Source organism: Maritalea sp. (genome assembly GCF_047634455.1).
Classification (GTDB): Bacteria; Pseudomonadota; Alphaproteobacteria; order Rhizobiales; family Devosiaceae; genus Maritalea.
The window spans coordinates 1-23142 of sequence record NZ_JBLIAI010000044.1 but is presented as its reverse complement, the minus strand read 5'-3'; the positions used below and the strand labels follow the sequence as shown (position 1 = coordinate 23142).

The 23142-nt window shown below is 50.7% G+C and carries 21 protein-coding genes and 2 pseudogenes; 18 read left to right on the top strand and 5 right to left on the bottom strand.

Features of this window, described 5'->3' with window-relative positions:
• The 3 genes from ACJAZW_RS11270 to ACJAZW_RS11260 all read left to right on the top strand — a co-directional run.
• On the top strand, positions 1 to 1648 hold a 1648-nt coding region (locus tag ACJAZW_RS11270), incomplete at its 5' end, for a malate synthase G (protein ID WP_415158112.1).
• A 2-nt stretch (positions 1649 to 1650) separates the two neighbouring features.
• Positions 1651 to 2454 carry an IclR family transcriptional regulator gene (locus ACJAZW_RS11265; RefSeq protein ID WP_415158110.1) on the top strand — a complete coding sequence of 268 codons (804 nt, stop codon included), beginning with the start codon at positions 1651 to 1653 and terminating at the stop codon, positions 2452 to 2454.
• 206 nt (positions 2455 to 2660) lie between these two features.
• Positions 2661 to 3362 carry a L,D-transpeptidase gene (locus tag ACJAZW_RS11260; protein WP_415158108.1) on the top strand — a complete coding sequence of 234 codons (702 nt, stop codon included), beginning with the start codon at positions 2661 to 2663 and terminating at the stop codon, positions 3360 to 3362.
• Positions 3363 to 3372: 10 nt separating this feature from the next.
• Here ACJAZW_RS11260 and ppk2 read toward each other — a convergent pair whose 3' ends face one another.
• A complete protein-coding gene (ppk2, locus tag ACJAZW_RS11255; protein ID WP_415158106.1) occupies positions 3373 to 4233 on the bottom strand; it encodes a polyphosphate kinase 2 in 861 nt (286 codons plus the stop codon).
• A gap of 166 nt (positions 4234 to 4399) precedes the next feature.
• Here ppk2 and ACJAZW_RS11250 point away from each other — a divergent pair, with 166 nt between their 5' ends.
• From ACJAZW_RS11250 to phoB, 8 genes and pseudogenes are all read left to right on the top strand, one after another.
• Positions 4400 to 5692: a sensor histidine kinase gene (locus ACJAZW_RS11250; RefSeq protein ID WP_415158104.1), complete on the top strand. Its 1293-nt coding sequence runs from the start codon at positions 4400 to 4402 to the stop codon at positions 5690 to 5692.
• A 231-nt stretch (positions 5693 to 5923) separates the two neighbouring features.
• Entirely contained in the window at positions 5924 to 6925 is a 1002-nt protein-coding gene (locus ACJAZW_RS11245; RefSeq protein WP_415158102.1) for a PstS family phosphate ABC transporter substrate-binding protein, read from the top strand.
• Between the two features lie 81 nt (positions 6926 to 7006).
• Positions 7007 to 8398 carry a phosphate ABC transporter permease subunit PstC gene (gene pstC / locus ACJAZW_RS11240; protein ID WP_415158100.1) on the top strand — a complete coding sequence of 464 codons (1392 nt, stop codon included), beginning with the start codon at positions 7007 to 7009 and terminating at the stop codon, positions 8396 to 8398.
• A pseudogene (locus ACJAZW_RS11235) lies at positions 8391 to 8882 on the top strand (DUF3333 domain-containing protein); the annotation flags it as partial. The gene pstC and the pseudogene ACJAZW_RS11235, both read left to right, overlap by 8 nt.
• A 483-nt stretch (positions 8883 to 9365) precedes the next feature.
• Positions 9366 to 10229, top strand: a pseudogene (pstA, locus tag ACJAZW_RS11230) (phosphate ABC transporter permease PstA); the annotation flags it as partial.
• Positions 10230 to 10272: 43 nt separating this feature from the next.
• Positions 10273 to 11079: a phosphate ABC transporter ATP-binding protein PstB gene (gene pstB, locus ACJAZW_RS11225; protein ID WP_415158098.1), complete on the top strand. Its 807-nt coding sequence runs from the start codon at positions 10273 to 10275 to the stop codon at positions 11077 to 11079.
• A gap of 25 nt (positions 11080 to 11104) precedes the next feature.
• Entirely contained in the window at positions 11105 to 11809 is a 705-nt protein-coding gene (phoU, locus tag ACJAZW_RS11220) for a phosphate signaling complex protein PhoU (protein WP_415158096.1), read from the top strand.
• A 26-nt stretch (positions 11810 to 11835) separates the two neighbouring features.
• Complete coding sequence (gene phoB / locus ACJAZW_RS11215) at positions 11836 to 12537, top strand: phosphate regulon transcriptional regulator PhoB (RefSeq protein ID WP_415158094.1); 702 nt, start codon at positions 11836 to 11838, stop codon at positions 12535 to 12537.
• A gap of 182 nt (positions 12538 to 12719) precedes the next feature.
• Here the strand turns inward: phoB and ACJAZW_RS11210 are convergent, their stop codons facing one another.
• From ACJAZW_RS11210 to ACJAZW_RS11200, 3 genes are all read right to left on the bottom strand, one after another.
• A complete protein-coding gene (locus ACJAZW_RS11210) occupies positions 12720 to 12854 on the bottom strand; it encodes a hypothetical protein (protein WP_415158092.1) in 135 nt (44 codons plus the stop codon).
• 536 nt (positions 12855 to 13390) lie between these two features.
• The gene (locus ACJAZW_RS11205) at positions 13391 to 14491 is read right to left on the bottom strand and encodes a saccharopine dehydrogenase NADP-binding domain-containing protein (protein ID WP_415158090.1); all 1101 of its coding nucleotides are present in this window, start codon (positions 14489 to 14491) and stop codon (positions 13391 to 13393) included.
• Entirely contained in the window at positions 14481 to 15134 is a 654-nt protein-coding gene (locus tag ACJAZW_RS11200; protein ID WP_415158088.1) for a DUF4166 domain-containing protein, read from the bottom strand. Before ACJAZW_RS11200 ends, ACJAZW_RS11205 begins: the two co-directional genes overlap by 11 nt.
• Positions 15135 to 15143: 9 nt before the next feature.
• On the opposite strand from ACJAZW_RS11200, the gene ACJAZW_RS11195 reads away from it, so the two are divergent.
• Both ACJAZW_RS11195 and ACJAZW_RS11190 read left to right on the top strand, forming a co-directional pair.
• Positions 15144 to 15608 (top strand): DUF2269 family protein, encoded by a 465-nt coding sequence (locus tag ACJAZW_RS11195; RefSeq protein ID WP_415158086.1) that lies wholly within the window; start codon positions 15144 to 15146, stop codon positions 15606 to 15608.
• 334 nt (positions 15609 to 15942) lie between these two features.
• Complete coding sequence (locus ACJAZW_RS11190) at positions 15943 to 16203, top strand: hypothetical protein (RefSeq protein WP_415158084.1); 261 nt, start codon at positions 15943 to 15945, stop codon at positions 16201 to 16203.
• A 270-nt stretch (positions 16204 to 16473) separates the two neighbouring features.
• Here ACJAZW_RS11190 and ACJAZW_RS11185 read toward each other — a convergent pair whose 3' ends face one another.
• Positions 16474 to 17031: a GcrA family cell cycle regulator gene (locus ACJAZW_RS11185; protein ID WP_415158082.1), complete on the bottom strand. Its 558-nt coding sequence runs from the start codon at positions 17029 to 17031 to the stop codon at positions 16474 to 16476.
• A 375-nt stretch (positions 17032 to 17406) separates the two neighbouring features.
• On the opposite strand from ACJAZW_RS11185, the gene ACJAZW_RS11180 reads away from it, so the two are divergent.
• From ACJAZW_RS11180 to ACJAZW_RS11160, 5 genes are all read left to right on the top strand, one after another.
• Positions 17407 to 18585: an aspartate aminotransferase family protein gene (locus ACJAZW_RS11180; protein WP_415158080.1), complete on the top strand. Its 1179-nt coding sequence runs from the start codon at positions 17407 to 17409 to the stop codon at positions 18583 to 18585.
• Positions 18586 to 18631: 46 nt separating this feature from the next.
• Complete coding sequence (gene argF / locus ACJAZW_RS11175; protein ID WP_415158078.1) at positions 18632 to 19561, top strand: ornithine carbamoyltransferase; 930 nt, start codon at positions 18632 to 18634, stop codon at positions 19559 to 19561.
• Positions 19561 to 20562: an Hsp33 family molecular chaperone gene (locus ACJAZW_RS11170; RefSeq protein WP_415158076.1), complete on the top strand. Its 1002-nt coding sequence runs from the start codon at positions 19561 to 19563 to the stop codon at positions 20560 to 20562. The genes argF and ACJAZW_RS11170 overlap by 1 nt, the downstream gene beginning before the upstream one ends.
• A 93-nt stretch (positions 20563 to 20655) precedes the next feature.
• Positions 20656 to 22203: an efflux RND transporter periplasmic adaptor subunit gene (locus ACJAZW_RS11165; protein ID WP_415158074.1), complete on the top strand. Its 1548-nt coding sequence runs from the start codon at positions 20656 to 20658 to the stop codon at positions 22201 to 22203.
• A 1-nt stretch (position 22204) separates the two neighbouring features.
• On the top strand, positions 22205 to 23142 hold a 938-nt coding region (locus tag ACJAZW_RS11160), incomplete at its 3' end, for an efflux RND transporter permease subunit (protein WP_415158072.1).

The window sequence follows — 23142 nt, the reverse complement described above, 5'->3', positions numbered from 1 at the left end:
TTTTCTGGACCGCGCCGCGCCATTATCAGGAGCCAAGCACGCCGATGCCGTGAAATATGAAATAAAAGGCACAAATTTGCGCGTCATGACCGCTGCGGGAGAACAAGTCGGACTTCAAAATCCTGCACAGTTCATTGGCAGTCGGGACAACAAGGGTGCACTTGGTATCCTTTTGAAAAACAACGGCCTGCATGTTGAGATTATTATTGATGCAAGCGATCCGGTCGGCAGCCAAAGCCGTGCGGGTGTGAAAGACGTGAACGTTGAATCGGCGCTAACCACCATTCAGGACTGCGAAGATTCAGTGGCGGCTGTTGACGCGCAGGACAAAGCAGAAGTCTATGGCAATTGGCTTGGTCTGATGAAAGGTGATCTCACCGCACAACTGGAAAAAGGCGGTAAAACCATCACCCGCGCACTTGAGCCCGATCTTGAATTTACAAGCACAAATGGTGAAGCCCTCACCCTGCAAGGCCGCTCCCTTTTGCTGGTGCGCAATGTTGGCCATCTAATGACCATTGATGCGGTCTTGGACAAGGATGGAAATGAGGTACCAGAGGGCATGCTCGACGCACTGATGACAATTCTGTGCGCAATGCATGACCTCAAGAAAACGGACGGTCAGCGTAATTCGCGCGCCGGTTCAATCTATATTGTGAAGCCAAAAATGCACGGCCCAGATGAGGTTAAGCTGGCCAACGATCTGTTCAACATGGTCGAAGATGAGCTAGGCCTTGCGCGCCATACCGTCAAAATTGGCGTGATGGATGAAGAGCGCCGCACAACGGTCAACTTGAAGGAATGTATTCGCGCTGTAAAAGACCGGATTGTGTTCATTAATACTGGATTTCTTGATCGTACAGGCGACGAAATCCACACCTCTATGCACGCAGGACCCGTACTGCCCAAAGCCGCCATCAAAGCCCAGCCTTGGCTCAGCGCCTATGAAAATTGGAACGTTGACACTGGCCTAGAAACTGGTTTTTCCGGCAAAGCACAAATTGGCAAAGGCATGTGGGCCATGCCCGACGAAATGGCGAAAATGGTGGCGACGAAAATCGAACATCTTGAAGCAGGTGCAAACTGCGCGTGGGTGCCATCGCCAACGGCTGCAACATTGCATGCCACGCACTATCATCTATTAAACGTTTTTGATCGTCAGGTTGAGTTGGCTTCGCGCCCCAAAGCAAATCTCACAAACATTCTGACGCCACCCTTATTGTTGGGTCAAAACCTTTCCGATGAAGAAGTTACGTCGGAACTCGAAAATAACACGCAAGGCATTTTGGGATATGTGGTGCGCTGGATCGATCAAGGGGTCGGTTGCTCCAAAGTACCAGACATTCACGATGTGGGCTTAATGGAAGACCGCGCAACGTTGCGGATATCGTCGCAACATATCGCCAATTGGCTTGAGCATGGGTTGGTCAGCAAAGATCAGGTGATGGCTGCCATGAAAAAGATGGCCGCCATTGTCGATCAACAAAATGCGGATGATCCGACTTATCGGCCAATGGCTGCGAACTTTGACGCTTCGATTGCGTTTGCCGCGGCATGCGACCTTGTATTTAAAGGCGTTGATCAGCCAAGCGGTTACACCGAACCAATTTTGCATCAACGCCGCAAGCAAGCGAAAGCAGTTGCTTAACAATGGCTCAGCCCACCAAGGATGACCAAGCAAAAGGCAGCGTGCAGTCATTGAACCGCGCGCTTGGCCTTCTGCAATTAGTGGCCGAGCATCCAGACGGTTTGTCACTTGCCGACATCGCGCCAATGGCCGAACTCGCGCCCTCAACCGCACATCGCCTGTTGTCTAGTCTTCAGGCGTTAGATTTTGTGAGTTTTGAGTCCGAGAATAACCGTTGGTTTGTGGGGCTGGCAGCTTTTCGCGCAGGTGCTGGGTACTTGCGTCGCCAAGATCACATCGCAACGGCGCGCCAAGTCATGCGGCAACTGGTGGCGCAAACGGGCGAAACATCCAATTTGGCCGTGTTAAAGCACGGCGCGCTGACATTCATTGCGCAAATCGAGTGTAACGAGGCCATGCGCATGGTTGTGCCTTTGGGCGCGCGTGGGCCGCTGCACGCGAGCGCAGTTGGTAAGGCGATCTTGGCGTTTCTTAGTCCGCAAGAACGTGAGACGGCACTTAACAGTACAGTTTTTGAAGCGCTTACCCAAAAATCACACACCACGAAAAACCAGCTATCTGAGGACCTCAAAACCGTCGGTCAGCGCGGTTACGCCGTTGACGATGAAGAACAGTCGCTTGGCCTTCGATGCATAGGGGCACCCATATTTGATGAGTTCGGCGAGCCGATCTTTGCCGTCTCAATCTCAGGGCCAACCGTGCGGGTCACAAACCAGCGGGTGAGCGAGCTTGCGGGCTATGTGATGGGCGCTGCAAAAGTGATCACCGAGCAAATTGGCGGCATGCAACCCAAGCCTCAATCTTAGGGTCTGAACTCAATTGAGAAATGATCTGGACAGCAGTTCAATTGAGTCCAGACCCTCGTCTGGTGCAAATTGTGGAAGAAGTGCTGCATAATTCTTCACTGTTGCATAAATACCGTATCAAATGCCCTCGTTTTAGGTTATGGGTCATGCAACTTGGTCAATCGATGCGGAAATTTTGGTTTCCGGTCCGGAAAAATTTGTGTGCTATGATTAGAAAATTCAACCGTCGTCAATTCCTTGCGCTTGGGTCCAGTGTTGCCGCAACATCTGTTCTTGCAGCATGTGGTGCAACGGGTTCTGCACAATTGCGTGCCGCCAGTTTCAGAGAACAGGCGACCGCTGATTTGATGCGCTATGCAGCTATCGATGATGGCGAATTTATTATTCCGGCAATTCCTGGCAACCGGATTGATCGAAAATTTTGGCGGCAACAGGTTGCAGACCCATTTGGTGAACTGCCGGGCACAATTGTCGTGGATACACCAAATAGATACCTATATCTCACCCTGCCGGACAGCCAGGCAATACGTGTTGGTGTTGGCATCGGCAAACAAGGCTTTACCTGGTCAGGACGCGCCACCGTACAGATGAAACGGCGTTGGCCAACTTGGACGCCACCGCGCGAGATGATCGAGCGTGTGCCTGAACTGGAGAAATGGGCAAAGGGCCAACCTCCGGGGCTGGACAACCCATTGGGTGCGCGCGCTCTTTATATCTTTAAAGACGGTCGCGATACGCTTTACCGCATCCACGGTTCACCTGAATGGTGGACAATTGGAACAGCCGCGTCGTCAGGTTGTATCCGCATGACCAACCAGGATATTGTGGACTTTTTCGAACGTGTACCAAACGGCACCCCAATTGTTGTTATTCCGGACAATCGGTTTTCCCCGGACGCAATAGCCTAAAAATCACGTTTTATTCGTCGGCGCAGTGATGCTTCATAAACGTTGCTGCGCTTTGCACGATGTGCGTGTCGATATCAAAAACCAGCTTTTCATCACGCCCCTTATAGTCGATCGTTGACAGCACTTTCTGGATGACTGCGATCCGCGCCCGGCGCTTGTCGTTAGCGCGCACGATTGTCCAAGGAGCGTGTTGGGTGTCAGTGCGGGTGAGCATTCTGTCGCGCGCCACAGTATATTCGTCCCACATACCCAAAGCTTTGCGATCAATCGGGCTCAGCTTCCATTGTTTAAGTGGATCATGTCGGCGGGCGTGAAAGCGTTTCCACTGCATGTGCTGGCCAATATTCAGCCAGAACTTAAAAAAGTGAATACCATCGTCAACAATCATACGCTCGAAACGCGGCGCCTCGGTCAGAAATTTTTCGGTCTGTTCGGCACTGCAAAAGCCCATAACCGGTTCCACGACCGCACGATTATACCAAGAGCGGTCAAACAAAACCTGCTCCCCGCTGGTCGGTAAGTGTTGTGCGTAACGTTGAAAATACCATTGGCCCTGCTCTTGGTGCGTCGGCTTGGACAAAGCAATCGTTCTGTTGTGGCGCGGGTTTAAATAGTTGAGATAGCGCCGGATGGAGCCACCTTTCCCTGCCGCATCTCGGCCCTCAAAAACCGCAGCAACGCGCTCCCCTTTAGTTTGCAAATGGCTTTGCAGTTTTACCAGCTCGATTTGTATTGCCAGCAATGTTTCTTCATAGCGTTTTCTGTCTAGCTTTTTCTTGTAAGGGAAATTCCCGCTTTCAAAAGCACCATCTTCAATTTGTTTCGGGAGGCGCGGATTATCAAGATCAAGCGGGATAGATTGGTCAGCCATAAATTGGGCCCTACTTTCAGATTGCTAGAACTATGAATTGAATAGTGTTATAGCATTGAATGTAAAGTCAAACATCTGTCATATCAATTTCGCAGAGTTCCAATATCGTGCGTTGGTTCGCAATTTCCAATTCAGTTTGTTGCAAGCGTATTTGAAGGGGTTCAACATGGTCACAGGCTCAAAGACAATCGATAATCCTTCCGAAATGCAAAGATGGCGTGATCGTTTTTATGGCGCGCGCTGGGTGCTCATAACTTGTGTGCTGGTGTTTGTGGGCTTTTATGTGACGGGCAAATTGCCCGCAGTGGATGCAGTGCTTGCCTTCTCGCTGATCTTTCTGGCCGCAATTGCGGTGCCACGTCGCGCGAACCTTATGCGCAACGAATTACCGCTGGCAACAAAGTCATATATTTGGCCTGATAAGTCGCTCAAACGATTTGCGGAAGCCTTGCCGGACCCGTGCCTCATTGTCGATAGACGTGCAATCCTGCGGTACCGCAACAGCGCCGCCGCAACTGAATTTCCCGCCTCAACGGTTGGTGACCCGCTAGCATTTTCGCTACGAAACCCTGCATTTTTGAACACGATTGACCAAGCCATTAATGGCGCTGTTCGGGTCACCGGAGAGTTTCATGAAACTGTGCCATCCGACAATTGGTATCAGGTTGCGGTCACTCCCTTAGAGCAGAAGAAACAACATAATGGACCAACCAAACACTCCGAATTGTTGGTGGTGACCATCGTCAGCAAAACCGCTCAGCGCAAGCATGATCAGATGCGCGCTGACTTTGTGGCAAATGCCAGCCACGAATTGCGCACACCGCTGACATCTTTGATTGGTTTTCTCGACACATTGCGCGGGCCTGCCGCAAATGATGACGAGGCGCGCGAAAAGTTCATGGGTATCATGCATGCCCAAGCTGAACGCATGTCCCGCCTCATCGATGATTTATTGTCGCTTTCGCGCATTGAATTGCGTCAGCACATGCGCCCAACATCTAAAACAGATATTGCCAAGATCGCGAAGGAAGCTATTGAGGCGTTGCAGCCTCAGGCGGCAGAATCTGAGGTCGTGGTGAGCTTCCAAAATCAACTTGATGACGCCATGATCACAGGGGATCAGAACGAGCTAATGCAGGTCATGACCAACTTGATCGAGAACGCGATCAAATATGGCACTGAGGGTAAAAAGGTTGATGTAATTCTCCGCAAATGTCCCTTGCACGCCGATCACAAAGTCCGCATCGAAGTGCGCGATTATGGTCAAGGCATTCCGGTGGAGCATGTGCCACGCCTCACAGAACGATTCTACCGTGTCGACGCCGAATCCTCGCGCCGCAAAAAAGGCACCGGCCTTGGGTTGGCAATCGTGAAACACATCATAAGCCGCCATCGCGGCGACTTGCAGATTTCCTCTGTTGTGGGTGAAGGCACCAAGGTCGCTATTTGCCTTTCGTGACACCAACTGTCATGCGAGTCGGCTTTTGAACTTCCTGAGTAGAAAATAGCTTACTAACCAAGCACTTAAACTGTCATATAACTGTCATTTAACTGACATAAAACAGTTGGGTAGCAGCGATATTGTGCGCCCAGTCCGGACAGCTTGTTGCACCAAACGGGTGCTGACAAGCAGAATGAGAGCCGGCTGACTAGTTGACGTTTCGAATGTGAGCTCTGAAAGGCAGACATCATGAAATTAGCCCATTTTGCAAGCACAGCAGCACTTCTTTTTGCTGGTTCATTGGCCGTTACTGGCGCACAAGCGCGCGAGCAAATCTCAATTGTTGGTTCCTCAACAGTATTTCCTTTCGCAACAGCGGTTGCTGAGCGTTTCGGCCAAACAACAAATTTCCCCACACCTGTTGTTGAATCAACTGGTTCAGGCGGAGGCTTGAAGCTTTTCTGTGAAGGTGTTGGCGAAGGTACGCCAGACATCACCAATGCATCTCGCCGTATCAAAAACAAAGAGATCGACAAATGCGTCGCCAACGGTGTGACGCCTGTTGAAGTTAAAGTCGGGTTCGATGGTATCGTATTGTCGAATTCCAAAGCTGGACCATCGCTAAGTGTGACACGTCGGCAAATCTTCATGGCATTGGCCAAAAATGTTGTGATCGACGGTGCTGTGGTCGCCAACCCTTACACAAGCTGGTCAGAGATAGACCCATCGCTGCCAGTTGAGGCAATTGAAGTGCTTGGTCCACCACCGACCTCTGGCACACGTGATGCATTTGTTGAACTGGTGATGGAAGAAGCTTGCCAAGATGGCATCCAAGAAGACGCATGTTCGCAAATCCGCGAAGATGGCGCGTTCATCGATGCGGGGGAAAACGACAACCTGATCGTTCAAAAGCTTGAAGCAAATCCTGCCGCATTCGGTATTTTTGGCTTCTCTTTCCTTGACCAAAACGCAGACAAGATCAAAGGCGCGATTGTAGATGGTGTTGAGCCAACTTTCGACGCGATTGCTGATGGTGACTACCCAGTGTCTCGTTCGCTGTATTTTTATGTCAAAAAAGAGCATGTCGGCGTTATTGCAGGCATCATGGAATATGTGGCCGAATTCACCAACGACAATGCTTGGGGTGACGAAGGTTACCTGACAGAAAAAGGCCTGATCCCGCTTCCAGAAGAAGATCGCGCCAAATTCAAAGCCAACGCCCAAGATTTGGTCGCTGCGCAAAAGATGTAGAAATCTCTAAGTTATGCACCGCCCCGGCTTTACTTGGGGCGGTCATTATGTTCGCTAGGACCAAATGATTGGGGGCACGCTGTGCAAATTTGGCTCACCTTATTGATCGTAATAGCCGCCACTGGCGGTTTGTTCTATACAGGTCGCAGCCGTGCAACTGCCATCACCAATGGTGATACGACAAAACTACACTCAAATCCGGCTTTTCACGGCGGCATGCTCGTCATTTGTGGCTTGCTGCCCGCAACTCTGGTATTTCTAGGCTGGACGTTTTTCTCGCGCTATTTCGCCGATGCTTTTGTAACGGCTCAACTTGGCGAACAATTCCAAGCCTTAACCGAATTAGAACAAGGCGCGATGCTGCGCGCCGCATTTGGTATTTCGCAAAGTCAAAATCTTGGCGAAGTGAGCCAAATTGAACGCATCGCGATTGACGGCTATAGCTCTTTCTTTGCTACCGCAACGCTGATTTTACAACTGGTTTTGGCCGCGCTCGTCTTGGGTGGCGGATTTCTGGCCTGGCGACAAATAACTGTTGATCTGCGCGCCCGTCAGTTTGTGGAAAGAGCGGTTCTATTTGCGCTTATTGCGGCATCTGGTGTCGCCATTCTCACCACACTGGGCATAGTGCTTTCTTTAATATTTGAAAGCATAAATTTTTTCCAAAAAGTGCCATTCTTTGACTTTTTGTTTGGTACCCACTGGAGCCCACAAAGCGCGTTTGAGGGGGTCGGCGCTGACGCCACCGACCGTAACGCTGAAGTGTTTGGCGCGATCCCGATTTTCGCGGGTACCCTGTTGATCACAACCATCGCCATTCTGGTTGCCGCGCCAATTGGTTTGATGTCAGCGATCTACCTGTCTGACTATGCAACGCCACGCATACGCGCAGTTGCTAAGCCGATGCTGGAAATCCTTGCCGGCATACCAACAGTTGTCTACGGGTTTTTTGCAGCGCTAACGGTCGCCCCATTCTTGCGTAGTTCTGGCGAACCGCTTGGCCTATCGGTCTCTTCTGAAAGCGCGTTGGCCGCTGGCTTGGTGATGGGGATTATGATCATCCCATTTGTTTCGTCGCTGTCCGATGATGTGATCAATTCCGTCCCCCAAAGCCTGCGCGATGGTTCCGCAGGGCTTGGCGCAACCAAGTCGGAGACCATTCGTCGGGTGATCTTGCCTGCGGCGCTGCCGGGCATTGTCTCAGCATTGATGTTAGCGATTTCGCGGGCCATTGGCGAAACAATGATCGTGGTGAAGGCCGCTGGTTTGTCGGCCAACCTTACCGCAAATCCGCTTGAGGCGGTCACCACAGTGACGGTGCAAATCGTCACCCTGCTGGTGGGTGACCAAGAGTTTGACAGCGCTAAAACGCTTGCCGCTTTTGCACTAGGTCTCGTGCTGTTCTGTGTAACCTTGATGCTCAATATTATCGCTTTGCGCGTCATCCAGAAATATCGTGAGCAATATGACTGATATGGCGGGCGAAGAATTGCAACAATTGTCATCAATTCACACATCCAACGAAGCGCGGGGGCGTCTGGCGAAACGTTACCGCACCGAAGGTTACTTCAAATGGGTTGGCCGCGCAGCAATCGGTGTATCCATTGCGTTTTTGCTTTTGCTTTTAACGTCAGTTGCCAGCCAGGGCCTGCCCGCCTTCGTCTTTAATTTCGTGAACTTGCCACTCGATATATCGGCTGAAAAATTGGGCGCCGATGGCAGCGATCTTCAAGCGCTCAAAAAGGCGGACTATGACAGCGTTATTCGAGACGCGATCCGCGCACAATTCCCTGATGTCAAATCACGCAATGGCAAACGCGCACTTGGTGGTATCTTGTCCTCCGGCGCTCCTGTTTACCTTCGGCAGCAAATTCTGGATAACCCATCACTTATTGCATCGGGCAAAAGCCTGGAAATCCCGATTTCAGATTTCGCTGATTTGTACCTAAAAGGTCAGATTGCTAGAAGTTCGTTTGTCGATGGCGCAGCCAACCTGAAAATCGAACTGCAAGATAAAGAATATGGTTTGATTGCGGATGCGCCGATATTTGCGAGCGTATTGGCAAAGGCAAAAGCGCAATTGGCCGTACAAGTTGGTGCACTTCGCAACGAGCAAGCGGGATTGCTTCGGTCACAAAGCAAACTCGAAGACGAAATCAAGACGTTCAAAACTCGAATTCCAACTGAAACTGATACTCAAATATCAGATCGGCTTGAAACATCGCTCGCCCGAACGGAAAAGAACCTTTCCATTTTGCTGAAACGCATTGATGCTCTTGCGGCGAGTGCAGCGGCGCTTGATGAGCGCATCGCCAACAAAGAGCTGGGCGAAACATTAACCAGCGACATGCCGTCAACCCTTCTCTATGTCGGCGGCAACGTGTTGAAACTAACGTCTGTTACCGACAAAACAGCCTTGGCAACACCATATTTTTCCTTGGATGAAGAAATTGATCAGGCCGCAAAAGGCACTTGGCAACTGCGCACCTTGGACGTTGTTGAAGCCAACCGGAAATTCTCCGATCAGGAAATTGTGTGGACGGATATACTCGTCGAGCGAGGATTTGTGCGGTCGGGCTTTAACACCATATTCTTTACCCGTGGCGCAAGCCGAGAGCCGGAAATGGCTGGCGTTTTAGGGGCGGCTGTCGGTTCTGCCCTTACGCTGATCATTACATTGGCACTCGCATTTCCGTTGGGTGTTGCCGCCGCAATCTATTTGGAAGAATTCGCACCAAAGAACCGCTGGACCACCATCATTGAGGTCAACATCAACAATCTTGCGGCGGTGCCGTCCATCGTGTTTGGTTTGCTTGGGCTGGCTGTTTTCCTGAATTTTTTCAATCTTGATCGCTCGGCGCCATATGTGGGCGGTATGGTTTTGGCCCTGATGACGTTGCCAACCATCATCATCGCGTCACGTGCCGCTTTGCGGGCGGTGCCACCTTCCATCCGCGAGGCTGCACTGGGCATCGGCGCATCGCGTTTGCAAACTGTAACCCATCATGTTTTGCCGTTGGCCATGCCCGGTATTTTGACCGGTACGATCATCGGTATGGCGCAGGCCTTGGGTGAAACCGCACCTTTATTGATGATCGGCATGGTGGCCTTTGTGGTGGATGTGCCAACCACCTTCAGCGATCCTTCAACGGTTTTGCCCGTACAAATTTTCATGTGGGCGGATTTCCCAGAACCTGCTTTCCAGCAACGCACTTCAGCCGCCATTTTGGTTTTGTTGGCGTTTCTGATTGCAATGAATGCCATTGCAGTTGTGCTGCGTAAACGATTTGAGCGCCGTTGGTAGCCCCAACTTTGCGCCAATTTTTTGAAGATCGACGAGGATCGAAATGAGAATAGCCACCGATATTTTGCAGCCAAATGTGCAGCCGGGCAACGAAACAATAAAAATGTCCGGCCGAAAGGTCTGTGTGCATTATGCTGAAAAGCAGGCCCTGTTTGATGTGGATTTGGACATTGTTGCCAACCAGGTGATCTCTCTCATCGGCCCTTCTGGTTGCGGCAAATCCACTTTTTTGCGCTGCCTCAACCGGATGAATGATACCATCGACATTTGCAAAGTGTCTGGTGCCATCACGCTTGAGGGGCAGGACATTTACGACAAAGCAATCGACGTTGTCGAATTGCGCGCCCGCGTCGGGATGGTGTTTCAAAAGCCGAACCCATTCCCCAAATCGATTTATGAAAACGTCGCCTACGGCCCACGCATTCACGGCATGACCCGCTCAAAAGACGAATTGGACGAACTTGTTACCTCGTCACTTCGTCGTGCTGGTTTGTGGAATGAGGTCAAAGATCGTCTTGATCAGCCTGGTACTGGCTTATCCGGGGGGCAACAACAGCGTGTGTGCATTGCGCGCGCCATCGCAACAAAGCCTGAGGTTTTGTTGATGGATGAGCCTTGCTCAGCCCTTGACCCAATTGCAACGGCGATTATTGAAGAGCTTATTGACGAGTTGCGTGAAAACTTCACCATCGTGATTGTGACCCACTCCATGCAACAAGCAGCGCGTGTAAGTCAAAAGACGGCATTCTTCCATCTCGGCAAGTTGATCGAGGAAGGGCCGACCGAGCAGATTTTCACCAATCCGCATCACAAAAAAACACAAGATTACATTACCGGCCGGATCGGGTAATATTAACGGCGAAAGGGCAAGTAAAATGGCCAACGCATCGAACGAACATATTGTATCTTCTTATGAAGATGAACTCACCGAACTCACCCGCGCCATCTCAGAAATGGGGGGCATGGTGGAAGTGGCAATTACCAACGCCACTCAAGCACTGATCCGGGTAGATCACGATCTGGCGAAGCAAACATCAAAGGGCGATAAAGCCGTTGATGACATGCAGCGCTATATCGATGAAAAAGCGGTGTCAATGATCGCCCGTCGCCAGCCGATGGCCGGCGATCTGCGCCACATTGTTTCTGCCATCCACGTGGCGAACGATCTTGAACGTATTGGCGATATCGCCAAAAATCTGGCCCGTCGCGTCAAGCATATTGATAGCCAGCGTGTGTCCAAGCAGCTCTATAACGGCCTGCGCCACATGTCGGATATGGCGCTTGCGCAAATCAAGCGTTCACTCGACAGCTTTACCTTGCGTGACGCCAACATCGCTGTAGATGTTTGCCGCCGGGACGATGAAGTTGATGCGCTTTATATATCTTTGTTCCGCGAATTCCTCACCTACATGATGGAAGACCCGCGCAACATCACAGATTGCACGCACTTACTGTTTTGCGCCAAGAACTTGGAGCGAGCAGGGGACCACGCCACCAATATTGCAGAAGCCGCTTACTACCTTAAGACGGGCGAAAACCTTTATTACGATATTGAATCTGGCAAAGTTCAGCTGAATTAGCGTTTCAACAAGACGGTACACAAACAATGGCGCCCTTCATCCTGATCGTTGAAGACGAAGCAGACCTTGCGGTTATGCTGCGATATAATTTGGAAGCCCAGGGTTACCGTGTTGCCACAGTTGAAAGCGGCGATGCGGCCACTTTGCAATTGCAAGAAGAGTTACCCGATTTGATCCTGTTGGACTGGATGCTGCCCGGTCTTTCAGGCATCGAACTTTGCCGCCGTTGGCGCACCAAAGAAGAAACGTCACGCATACCCATCATCATGATGACCGCGCGCGGTGAAGAAGAAGAACGTGTGCGTGGCTTGGCAACCGGCGCTGACGATTATGTGGTCAAACCATTTTCAGTCCCCGAATTACTCGCCCGCGTCAAAGCCCATCTACGCCGCGCAAATCCAAGCTTGATGTCCAATGCCCTCAAGTCCGGGGACATTGAATTGGACCGTGAAACTCACCGGGTTAGCCGTTCTGGCAAAGAAGTACATTTGGGTCCAACTGAATATCGCTTGCTCGAATATCTCATGCAAAGCCCCGGGCGGGTATATAGCCGCGAGCAATTGCTGGATGGCGTTTGGGGAAACGATGTCTATGTGGATGAACGCACGGTCGACGTGCATGTGGGCCGTTTGCGCAAAGCGCTCAATCGTGGTCGGGCTAAAGACCCCATCCGCACCGTGCGCGGCGCAGGCTATGCGTTTGACGAAAAGTTTACAGCAACGGGTTAGGTGGCTTTATCCGTAGCGGATCATTTCTCAACTGAGTTCAGACCCTAGTGGCCAACAGCGATATTGTTATGCAGTCGAATTCAGTTTTATGTGAGAGTTGATCGCTGAAGCGCTTGGCGATTTGTTACACACCTGTGCATTCGAAAGAACATGGGCCGATTATTCACCGGCCCACGTTGGGGCTATTTGGCTTTTTTCCCCGCGTTGATGTTTAGCGGTTTTCCAGCGTTAGAATTGGATGTCGCCAAAACTTTAGGCTTCTCTTTTTTTGGTTTTTTCGCCTCTTTATTGCCGCGGCTTTTGTCGCCTTTTGACATTGGTTTTTCCCTTTTCGAAGTGCAACGAGCCCGCAGTGTTTAAAACTCACGTTCTCGTAACGGGTTATCCATCTTGGCGCTGAACAGCGTTTGCGATGGCTTTAGTCGGCGAATGTCGGGTTTCCAACATTTGTCGTTAGTCTGGGCATTCGATTGAGTTTTCGCTGGGGTCCTGCAAGACTCAGGTGCGCACCAAAGCGGCGGCTCCATTATATCCAATCACCCATTTGAAGTTTTTGTAAATATAAACATTGCGCTGGACGCACTAAAGTCGGTCAAAGTGTCAATTTTGTGAAATGAACATCATCGTTGACCAGGTTTTAATACATAACCCCAAAGTATTCGGGGTCGTTAGTCTTCTATCCAGCATTGACCGAAATGCGCGGAAGAGAGCTGCAACCATGGCCTGTTTTCCACGCCCGCGCTGTTTTAGGAATGGTCAGGTGTTTGATCAAAAGCTTGCAGCTGCGCGTTAGCCAAGCTGGATATGCGCTGGCACAGAATTATAGGCATTAAGTCTTTGTTTGAGAATGCAGTTATCGGCGTTCCGTTACAACCTCAAAGTTGGGGCCTTCAAGTTCACAAACATAGTCCGAAAGAGATACCAGTCCCAAACAAGGATAAGCGCCAGTTGGGGGTAAGTTGCCAGTTGCAAATCTTTGTGCCAACAAAATCGCGGGAATTGTTGGGATATGCGGCCCGTCACCGTTTTTGGCAATGATGAACCAATGCCGTTCGATTGTTTTTGTCGGATCGCTTGCGCTAGGGCCAGCAATGACGACGTGCATGCCTCCATCAGAACTACCAAACCGATTAAACCAATTACTGACGCTCAATAAAGGTGCCGCAAAATTTTTCAACTCCACCGGAAGGCCCAAACGAATAATCCAGCTCAATGCCCACAGGCCTAAATGCAAGGGGGCAAGCTCAAGGCCCGCAGAAAACTGAATGGTTTTGATGTTATGGCGTTTTGGTAGCAAGTCGAGGTCGGGAATATCGCAATTCGCCATCCACCGTTTGCCCAGGCCGGGGTAGGGCTGGCGATAGATATTCTGCCAGCCAAATACACGCCTTTTTATGCTCGGGAACGGCGCAAGGGGTTTGCCAACATAACTTAGAATTCCTTGCGTCGTGGCCAAGCCGCGTTCCGCCCCTTGCCCGGGCGAAATACCATATTTCAGGTTCTGAATTGATGAAAACTCACCTCGATATTCACTGACAACGGCATCGGATAACGCTGGAACTGTGCTGGCACCACTTATCACCGCAACACCTGCATTTTTGGCCAACGCGTCCAATTCAGAAATGCCGCAAACAAACTCGCGCCCGTCGGCAAGGTCGACATAATTGACCCCACACTCAATCGCGATGCGTGCCGTTTCATATCCTTGGTGTTGAAACGGACCAACTGTATTTATGACGGCGGCAGGGCGATGTTCCGCCAAAAACTGACCCAAATCGTCAGGAACGCTAAAGCAAAGTGGTGTGGCATGGTGCCCAATCTCATCGGCTAAACGTTTTGATTTCTCTAAACTGCGACCAACAATCAGAACGTCGATGCCCTTTGCTGCAAGCGCACGTGAAATTCGTTTGCCAAAATTTCCATAGCCGCCAAGCACCATAATCTTATTTGGCAAGAGCGATGTCCTTTATTTCAAATTGTCCGGTATATGAATAGATCCGGCCAAAGACCGCGTGATCAATCGTCATCTCCATTTTGAATTCTGTCTCGCTGATGGCTTCTTCCCACGCAGAAGGTGTGCCAAAAAGCCATGTTAGTGGCAGCGGGAAATCGAGTTTTCCCAAGCGAAACCGATAGCCCAAATGGCGCAAATGCACGCGATTGTCTTCAAACTGAAATGTTGAATGCCAACCAATGCCAGAGCCGGTCCATTCCACCACCTGATTTCCGCCTTTTGGTTCCAAATAAGAAACAAAATTCAGGGTTTCGCCGCCTTGCAGCCTGACAGTTCGATCGTACCAGAACTTGTCGCTGTCCGAACGTGTCCTAAATATCACCTCAGCCGCTAGGTTTTCAGCGGTTACTGGAATGAGTGTTTTAGTCCATCGAAACAAAAATGCAGCAGGCCGCATGATTGGGCTTTGCCAGATCGACATTGTGCCGGTGACTTTCACGGCGTCATCGCAAAATGCCCTATTGGCATAGTGTTTGTGAAAAACATCTGGCATCGTCGCCCAAGCATTGCCAAATATTTCCATGAAAAATGGATCGGCCTCTGCCATCAATATTCGCTTCTTAATCTGTTTAAACTCAGGCATAGGTTTAGCATGGATTATTTGATATTAAAGTGGGTTCATATTCTCAGTTCGACTGTATTGTTCGGCACCGGAATCGGCTTGGCGTTCTACTTTTTCGCAGCCCACAGAATGCGTAACCTGTCGGCCATCAAGTTCACTACTCGAATGGTCGTGTTAGGGGATTTGCTTTTCACCACGCCGTCTGGAATAGTTCAAATCACCAGCGGCATTTTATTGATCAACACTTTGGGAATGGATTACAGCGAACCATGGCTTTTGCTGGCATTGTCCCTCTTTGTTTTCGCTGGCGTCTGTTGGTTGCCCGTCGTTTGGATACAGGTCAAAATGCGTGATATCGCGGCGGGAGTATCCACGTTTGAGGAATTGCCAATCCATTATTGGAAACTGAACAAGCTTTGGGTATTCCTTGGCACGCTAGCTTTTCCAGCGCTCGTGGCAGTTTTTTGGTTGATGGTCACGAAGCCAAATTTCTGACTTACACAATTTCTGCCAGACTGAAAACTTATCCAAATCCAAAAGAAATTGAACGCGATTTTCTTCTGCTACCATGCGGTCTGCTCTTGTGCGTACAGCGTTTCGGTTGGCAAAGTACAAGTGCAAATGACAGACCGCTGCTAGGAAAAATCGCTCATGGTTTCTTGGCGCAGCGAAAAGCTGAGTATCGCATTGCCATAACCTCGTTGCTGGCCTAACCTTGCCAACAAGCCAAGCCACTTGGGGATTTAAGTGGCAGGCAAAAAAACGGCTGCCACCGACACGCCACTCCGGCGCTCAGTTTGTAGAACAGCCCATAATTGGAGAAGAGCAGATGAACCTCGAGAAACTTTCGAAGCGCGTGACGCAAGAGCTGGACACCGCCCTTGCTGACGATTTTCCAGCGGCAGAACGGGAAGCGATCTTGGACATCCTTCGGCGGGCGATGGTGGATTCTGCCAGCCGTACCCACCGCGACATGAAGGAAACCGCGATCGTTTGTTGCGGCCCAGAGGCTGATCTGGCCCACAAAATCCAAGAGAAGATGGACGAAAAGCGCAGCTTGCTGATCGCAAACCTGATGGGCATGCGGTAATCGGCCGCAACGCGCGCGCCATTGCCTAAGGGGCAACGGATCGAAGCGGCTTCGAATGAACGTCGGCCATAATTTGATCGAACACAATAAATTGCCACGTGCCACCGGAAACCTGACCGGTGGTCGGTAATATTGCATGGCCGCGCGAAATCAGCGTTCGGACAATCCAATTGGTGAAAAAATTGGACAATTAGGCCCCCAGCGCTCACATTTGCCCACAAAAAAGCCGCCCTTCGCGGCGGCTTTTTACGTCTGCGTTCAGGCAGAAAATTAGCTCCGTTTGCGACGATCCAATTGGTGGTAAGCGCGTTTGGAATGGAACTCGCAATATGGCTTGCCCTCATCTGAATCGCGCCCACAAAAGTGGAAGTCATCATTCAGCGGATCACCAATTGGCCATTTGCACGTCGTCTCGTTCAATTGCATTAAGCTGATGCGCTCTTCAACAGGAATGAAAATTTCGGCTTCCTGCGCGGTTGCCAAAGCCACGTTTGCATCAACTTCCGTGTTCATTTGCAAGGCATTTGCACCTGATACTGGCGCATGCACACTCTGGCGACGACGCGGCGCGCTAGACGTGCTGCCATGAACGGCACCTCCGGCGGGTCTTCTTGGTACCGATGGGCCGGTTGAGTTTGCTCTAGGTTTACGTGCGCGTGGTGCAGAAGCCGCAGGTTTTGCACGGCCAGAAAGTTTTAAACGATGCACTTTGCCAATAACAGCGTTCCGAGTGACACCTTCACCCAGTTCACCTGCAATTTGGCTTGCGCTAAGACCTTCCATCCATAGTTTTTTTAATATTCCTACGCGTTCATCAGTCCACGCCATGAAGATCCTCCGCAATTAAGCCCAGATAGAATCCGATAACCTGCCAAAAAATGAGTTTTGGCAAAAATACCATCTATCGTATATTTTGTAGGACCGCCACACGACATCTCGTGTCCCTACATGAGCCACTTTACCGGATCGGCGGAATCAAAGACAAGGGGGTCACAAACTTATCCTCTTAAAAAAGCACTAATTTTTTGACGATTGGTCAACAGGATGTGACCAATGGCTTGTCAGATTGACAAATCGCACCAACAAAAGGCATAACTGAGCGCAATAAGGCGTGCATCGTGATCAACGGGCACGTCTTCTTGTTTCACTATATGTATAACGCGCTGCACCACGAATTTGCGCATGGTCCTTCAGGAAAGAAAAATGTCGGCTTTATATAAGAATTACGCCCGGTCTGAAATCGCCTTTGAACGGGGCGAGGGCGTCCGACTGTTTTCGACCGATGGGGACGAATATTTTGACTTTGCGGGCGGCATCGCTGTAAATATTTTGGGCCATGCTGATCCATATGTTGTTAAGGCGATCAAAGATCAAGCCGAAAAGCTTTGGCATGTGAGCAACGTGTTTACCATACCTCAAGCGGAAACATTGGCGCAGCGGCTCGTGGATATCAGCTTTGCCGATATGGTGTTTTTCACCAATTCAGGTGCTGAAGCTATTGAATGCGCCATCAAAACAGCACGTCGTTATTTCTATGATAAAGACGAGGCGGACCGCTACGAAATCATCACCATGGAAGGGGCCTTCCATGGCAGAACGCTTGGCACAATAGCTGCCGGTGGCAATCCCTCATACCTTGAAGGCTTTGGGCCAAAGGCTGGCGGCTTCACTCAAGTAGCACGTGGCGATATTGATGCGCTAAAAGCGGCAATCACGCCAAATAGTGCTGCCATCTTGTTTGAACCCATTCAGGGCGAGAGCGGCATCAATATATTAGAGACAGATTTCTTACGCGACGTGCGGGCCCTTTGTGACGAGCATGGACTTTTGTTAATCTTGGACGAAATCCAGTGCGGCTATGGCCGTACCGGCAAAATGTTTGCCTATGAATGGGCAGATATTCAGCCCGATATCATGGCCCTAGCCAAGGGCATCGGCGGTGGGTTTCCGCTCGGCGCATGCTTGGCGTCAGCCAAAGTCGGTAATGCCATGGTCCCCGGCACCCATGGCAGCACATATGGTGGCAATCCGCTGGCTTGCACTGTGGGCAATGCAGTTTTTGATCGGGTTTCTGAAGCTGGATTTCTCGACCATGTGCAGGAAATGGGCAAATATCTTGCTTGGAACTTGCAGCAATTGGCGCAAAAATATCCTGATTTAATCGTTCAAATTCGCGCCAAAGGCTTGATGGTCGGTATAAAAGTTGCGCCGCCCGTTGCACAAGTTGTTGCCGCATTAAGAAATGCCAAACTGTTGACCGTAGGTGCGGGCGACAATGTGGTGCGTATGCTGCCACCGCTCATCGTGACCAAAGACGATATTGACGAAGCTGTCCGACGATTGGACGCTGGTCTTAAATCTTTGGCCAGCGCAAAAGCCTAACTATCTCGTTTCTCAAAGTTTAAGTTTATCGAAAAGGACGGTCGTTATGACAACGACAGCAGTAAAACATTTTCTGGATATTAAAGATTTCTCGAAAGAGGAACTTCGTAAAATCCTAGACCTCGCGGTTGCCATCAAAGCAAAGCTGAAAGCTGGCGAAGAAACATTGCTGCTCAAAGGCAAAATCCTGGCGATGATTTTTGATCGCGAAAGCACCCGCACCCGCGTTTCATTTGATGTGGGTATGCGCCAGCTCGGCGGTCAGACATTGATGTTAACCGGCCAAGAGATGCAGCTTTCACGTGACGAAACCATTGCCGATACGGCCCGCGTGATGTCGCGTTATGTGGATGCGATTATGATCCGATTGCTCAGCCATGACGATTTGCTGGAGCTGGCAAGTTCTGGAACCATTCCAGTGATCAACGGCCTCACCCGCATGTCGCATCCTTGTCAGATTATGGCCGACATTATGACATATGAAGAACATCGCGGTCCGGTTGACGGCATCAAAATTGCATGGCTTGGCGACAGCAACAATGTGTTGGCATCGTGGGTGCACGCGGCAGACATTTTGGGCTGCACCTTGAATATTGCGTGTCCTGAACAATATAGTCCGGACCAGGGCATGCAAGCAGATATTGCCCACGCGAACGGGCGGATTAAAGTTCTGCGTGATCCAGCAGAGGCGATCAATGATGTTGATTTGGTGATCACCGACACTTGGGTTTCAATGGGTGATCAAGATGCGAATATCCGTCGCGAAAACCTTGCACCCTACCGCGTAACTGAGGAACTGATGGCAAAAGCAAAGCCTGACGCTTTGTTTATGCATTGTTTGCCAGCCCATCGTGGTGACGAAGTGACTTCGGGGGTCATGGATGGGCCGCAATCTGTTGTGTTTGATGAAGCAGAAAATCGTCTGCATGCACAAAAGGCAGTTTTGGCATGGGTTTTTGGAATTAAGGAACTCTAATGAGCGATGATTTTATGTCGGCCGTTGGCCTTGATCGTCCCCAAAGCGGTGATGATACAGTATTGCCCTTTGCTGTTGAGACCTTGGATGTGCGCGGGCGTTCTGTGCGTTTGAGCGATGCGCTGGATAAGATTTTGCGCCGCCACAACTATCCCGCACCGGTTGCGCGCCTGTTGGGCGAAGCCGTCGTGTTGGCCTCGTTGGTTGGTTCTTCCCTCAAATTTGAGGGGCGCTTTATTCTGCAAACCCAAACCGATGGCCCCGTAAATCTGATTGTTGTTGACCTGCAAACGCCAAACGGTATTCGCGGTTATGCGCGTTTTGATGCGGCAGCTTTGTCCAAAGCAGCCGAAGCTGGAAAACTTGCCCCAGCCGAAATGCTTGGCAAGGGCACAATGGCCATGACAATTGATCAAGGTGAGAATACCAATCGCTATCAAGGGATCGTCGAGCTTGACGGCTCGGGATTAGAGGCTGTCGCCCACAATTACTTCAAGCAGTCAGAGCAAATCCCAACATTGGTGCGTTTGGCTGTTGCTCAAATGCAAAACAAGGGCGATGTGCAGCCCAAATGGCGCGCCGGTGGCGTTCTGGTGCAGCACCTGCCAGAGCATGGTGGCCGCACCATGCCTGACCTGCCCGGTGATGGCGATTTTGAAAATCCTGAGACCACCGACGATAGTTTTGAAGTGGAAAATAGGTGGGTGGAAGCGCGAGCGTTGGTGGAAACCATTGACGATCTTGAACTGGTTGAACCCGATCTTTCATCGGAACGTTTATTGTTCCGATTGTTCCACGAGCAGGGCGTGCGCGTTTTTGAACCAATGGATATGATCGAAAAATGCGGTTGCGATGCTGACAAAATTGAGTTGATGCTTTCCCAATTCTCGCATGACGACATTCGCGCCATGATCAAAGATGGTGATATCGAGGTCACGTGCGAGTTCTGTTCCACGCAGTATTTTTTCAATCCAAACATGTTTGGCGTCACGCAAAACTGATCAACTTGACCGGTCGGTCCATAACCTTACCAAAGTTTCATTTGTTGTAATCCGCGCGGGCGATTACCATTTGCAGCAATAGGATTAGGGAAAATGGACGGGCCGGCACAAATGCACCAGCAATCAAGCGACGAATTCAGACAAGCCGATATTGTGCTGCCCCCTAAGCGAAAACGCGTGTCAATTTTTGGCATTCTGTTCCGAATTCTTCTCGCCGTTGCGATTGTCGGCGGTGCCGGATTATATGCGCAAAACATGATCGCGGATCGCCCAGAACCACCTAAACGTGAGCCGCGTGAGCGCACATTCACTGTGCAATCGCTGCCCGCCCAATATGCCAATTATCAGCCGCAACTGACTTATTTTGGCGAGGTCTTAGCCGCGAATAGCCTTGATGTGCGCTCGCAGGTTGCAGGCAAAGTGTTGCAAATGGCTGATGGTCTTGCCGTTGGTGCTGCTGTAACCAAAGGCGAACTGCTTGCCTCAATCGATGATTTCACCTATCGCGGCGCTTTGACCGAGGCGCAGGCAAGTCTTGCGGAAGCGCAATTCAGTTTGGCCGAAGCAAAAGAGCGTCTTTCAATCGAGAATGCAAATTTGGACTTCACACGCAACCAATATGACCTCTCCGTGCGCGATTTGGAACGCGCCAATTCGTTATTTGAAGGCGGCTCAATTACTGAAAAAACGCTTGATGACCGGGAGTTGCTTGTGTCGCAACGCAAACAAGCGGTCATCCAACGCGAAAGCAACATTGTTATTCAACAAGCGCAGTTGGATCGTCAAGACGCCGCCCTAGACCGCATCGCGTGGCAGGTGGAGCGTGCGCAACGTAATATTGACGATACCAAACTATTTGCCCCCTTTGATGGAATTATCACGGCCAAAAATATCGATCTGGGTCGCGTTGTTTCCAACAATGAAATTCTCATTTCATTATACGAAACTTTAGCGCTTGAAGTTCGGTTCACCATGTCGGATCAGCAATATGGACAATTGCTTTCTGACGGGCTGATCGGCCGCAATATCACTGTTGAATGGCAGGTTGAACCGGAGCCGATTTTGGCGCAGGCCACAATCGCCCGCGTTGGGGCTCAAGTGGATGCAACCAAGGGGGGCGTTGAAGTGTTCGCGCAAATAAAAGGCGACAGCAATCTCCAGTTGCGCCCGGGCACATTCGTGAGAATCCTAGTGCCGGGACTGGCCCATGATAGGGTTTTGCGCGTTGCCGAAACTGCGGTTTATGACAATACCTATATTTATGTCGATATCGATGGGCGCATGTCGCGACGTGATATTGAAATAGTGGCGCGCGACGGTGAATATCTGTTGGTGCGGGGCGATATTGAGCCTGAAACTCCCATCATCACCACCCGCATTGCCCAAGCCGGGGATGGAGTTGCTGTTATCAATGAAGGCGAACCTGCGCCTAATCCATTTGCACGACCCAATGGGGGACAGCGTCCACAGACCCAAGGCGAAAATACGAACGGACCAAATGCAGGCGAGCGTCCGGAAGGTGCTCAACCGGGCAATGGACAAGGGCAGGGTCAAGGCCAACGCCAAGGAAATCCTAATAGACCGAACCGCGGCCAAAACAATGGCGATGCCGGCGGCTTAACCACGAATCCGGGCCATTGAGATGAAAAACCAATCGACGAAAAACCCTCTCGAGATCTTTGTTCGGCACAAAAACGCTGCCAATCTGTTGATGGTTCTGCTTATTCTTTTCGGCGTATGGGGCATGTCCAAACTCAACCGCCAATTTTTCCCTTCGCTTGAAGTTGGGGTGATTTCGGTCGAAATGTCGTGGTCTGGTGCCAGCGCCGATGATATCCGCAAAAACCTGCTGCAAGTGGTGGAGCCAACAGTTCGCTTTTTGGATGGCGTGAAATCCATGAGTTCAACGGCCCGTGAGGGTCGTGGCACCATTACGCTAGAATATGAGCGCAACACAGATATGCGCACCGCAGAGGCACAAGCTGAAGAGGCCGTGGCCGCAATCACTAATCTGCCCGAAGACGCCGAAAAACCTGAAATCAATCGACCAAAATTCTTCGACCCGATTGCAGATATTGGCATTTCAGGGCCGTTCCCAGAATCGACGCTGCGCCAATTTGCCCGTGACATTCGCGATGGGTTGCTGGATGCAGGCGTGGACCGGGTTACTTTTACGGGTTACCGTTCGCGTGAAATCCGGGTTCTCGTTGATGACGCAAAACTGCGCCAGTTGGGCCTAACCACGGCTGACCTGTCACGCATTATTGCGTCCAATACTTTGGACAAGCCCTCGGGTTCACTGGAAGGTGGCGTTGAGGCGCAGATTCGTGCCATCGCCAAAGATGTAAACACTACCGAACTCGCGAACATGGAAATCCGCACCTCACCGAACGGCGAAAAACTATTGCTCGGCGATGTCGCGACAATCGAAGACGGTTATGACAAAGACCAGACCGTGGGCTACATGCGAGGCGAGCAAGCTATTCAATTGTCTGTATCGCGCTCTGCAACCGCGGACACGATTGAAAGCTTTGAGAAGATGAACGGCTATCTCGAAAAGATCAGAGCCGAAATGCCTGC

What these genes read in the sequence shown, in the direction of transcription:
- ACJAZW_RS11195 (WP_415158086.1), top strand. Translation starts at nt 15,144, where the DNA reads ATGGATTATTTGATATTAAAGTGGGTTCATATTCTCAGTTCGACTGTA.
- phoB (WP_415158094.1), top strand. Translation starts at nt 11,836, where the DNA reads ATGGCGCCCTTCATCCTGATCGTTGAAGACGAAGCAGACCTTGCGGTT.
- ACJAZW_RS11190 (WP_415158084.1), top strand. Translation starts at nt 15,943, where the DNA reads ATGAACCTCGAGAAACTTTCGAAGCGCGTGACGCAAGAGCTGGACACC.
- ACJAZW_RS11265 (WP_415158110.1), top strand. Translation starts at nt 1,651, where the DNA reads ATGGCTCAGCCCACCAAGGATGACCAAGCAAAAGGCAGCGTGCAGTCA.
- ACJAZW_RS11245 (WP_415158102.1), top strand. Translation starts at nt 5,924, where the DNA reads ATGAAATTAGCCCATTTTGCAAGCACAGCAGCACTTCTTTTTGCTGGT.
- pstB (WP_415158098.1), top strand. Translation starts at nt 10,273, where the DNA reads ATGAGAATAGCCACCGATATTTTGCAGCCAAATGTGCAGCCGGGCAAC.
- ACJAZW_RS11260 (WP_415158108.1), top strand. Translation starts at nt 2,661, where the DNA reads ATGATTAGAAAATTCAACCGTCGTCAATTCCTTGCGCTTGGGTCCAGT.
- ACJAZW_RS11180 (WP_415158080.1), top strand. Translation starts at nt 17,407, where the DNA reads ATGTCGGCTTTATATAAGAATTACGCCCGGTCTGAAATCGCCTTTGAA.
- ACJAZW_RS11250 (WP_415158104.1), top strand. Translation starts at nt 4,400, where the DNA reads ATGGTCACAGGCTCAAAGACAATCGATAATCCTTCCGAAATGCAAAGA.
- ACJAZW_RS11210 (WP_415158092.1), bottom strand. Translation starts at nt 12,854, where the DNA reads ATGTCAAAAGGCGACAAAAGCCGCGGCAATAAAGAGGCGAAAAAACCA.
- ACJAZW_RS11165 (WP_415158074.1), top strand. Translation starts at nt 20,656, where the DNA reads ATGGACGGGCCGGCACAAATGCACCAGCAATCAAGCGACGAATTCAGA.
- argF (WP_415158078.1), top strand. Translation starts at nt 18,632, where the DNA reads ATGACAACGACAGCAGTAAAACATTTTCTGGATATTAAAGATTTCTCG.
- ACJAZW_RS11200 (WP_415158088.1), bottom strand. Translation starts at nt 15,134, where the DNA reads ATGCCTGAGTTTAAACAGATTAAGAAGCGAATATTGATGGCAGAGGCC.
- ppk2 (WP_415158106.1), bottom strand. Translation starts at nt 4,233, where the DNA reads ATGGCTGACCAATCTATCCCGCTTGATCTTGATAATCCGCGCCTCCCG.
- ACJAZW_RS11170 (WP_415158076.1), top strand. Translation starts at nt 19,561, where the DNA reads ATGAGCGATGATTTTATGTCGGCCGTTGGCCTTGATCGTCCCCAAAGC.
- phoU (WP_415158096.1), top strand. Translation starts at nt 11,105, where the DNA reads ATGGCCAACGCATCGAACGAACATATTGTATCTTCTTATGAAGATGAA.
- ACJAZW_RS11185 (WP_415158082.1), bottom strand. Translation starts at nt 17,031, where the DNA reads ATGGCGTGGACTGATGAACGCGTAGGAATATTAAAAAAACTATGGATG.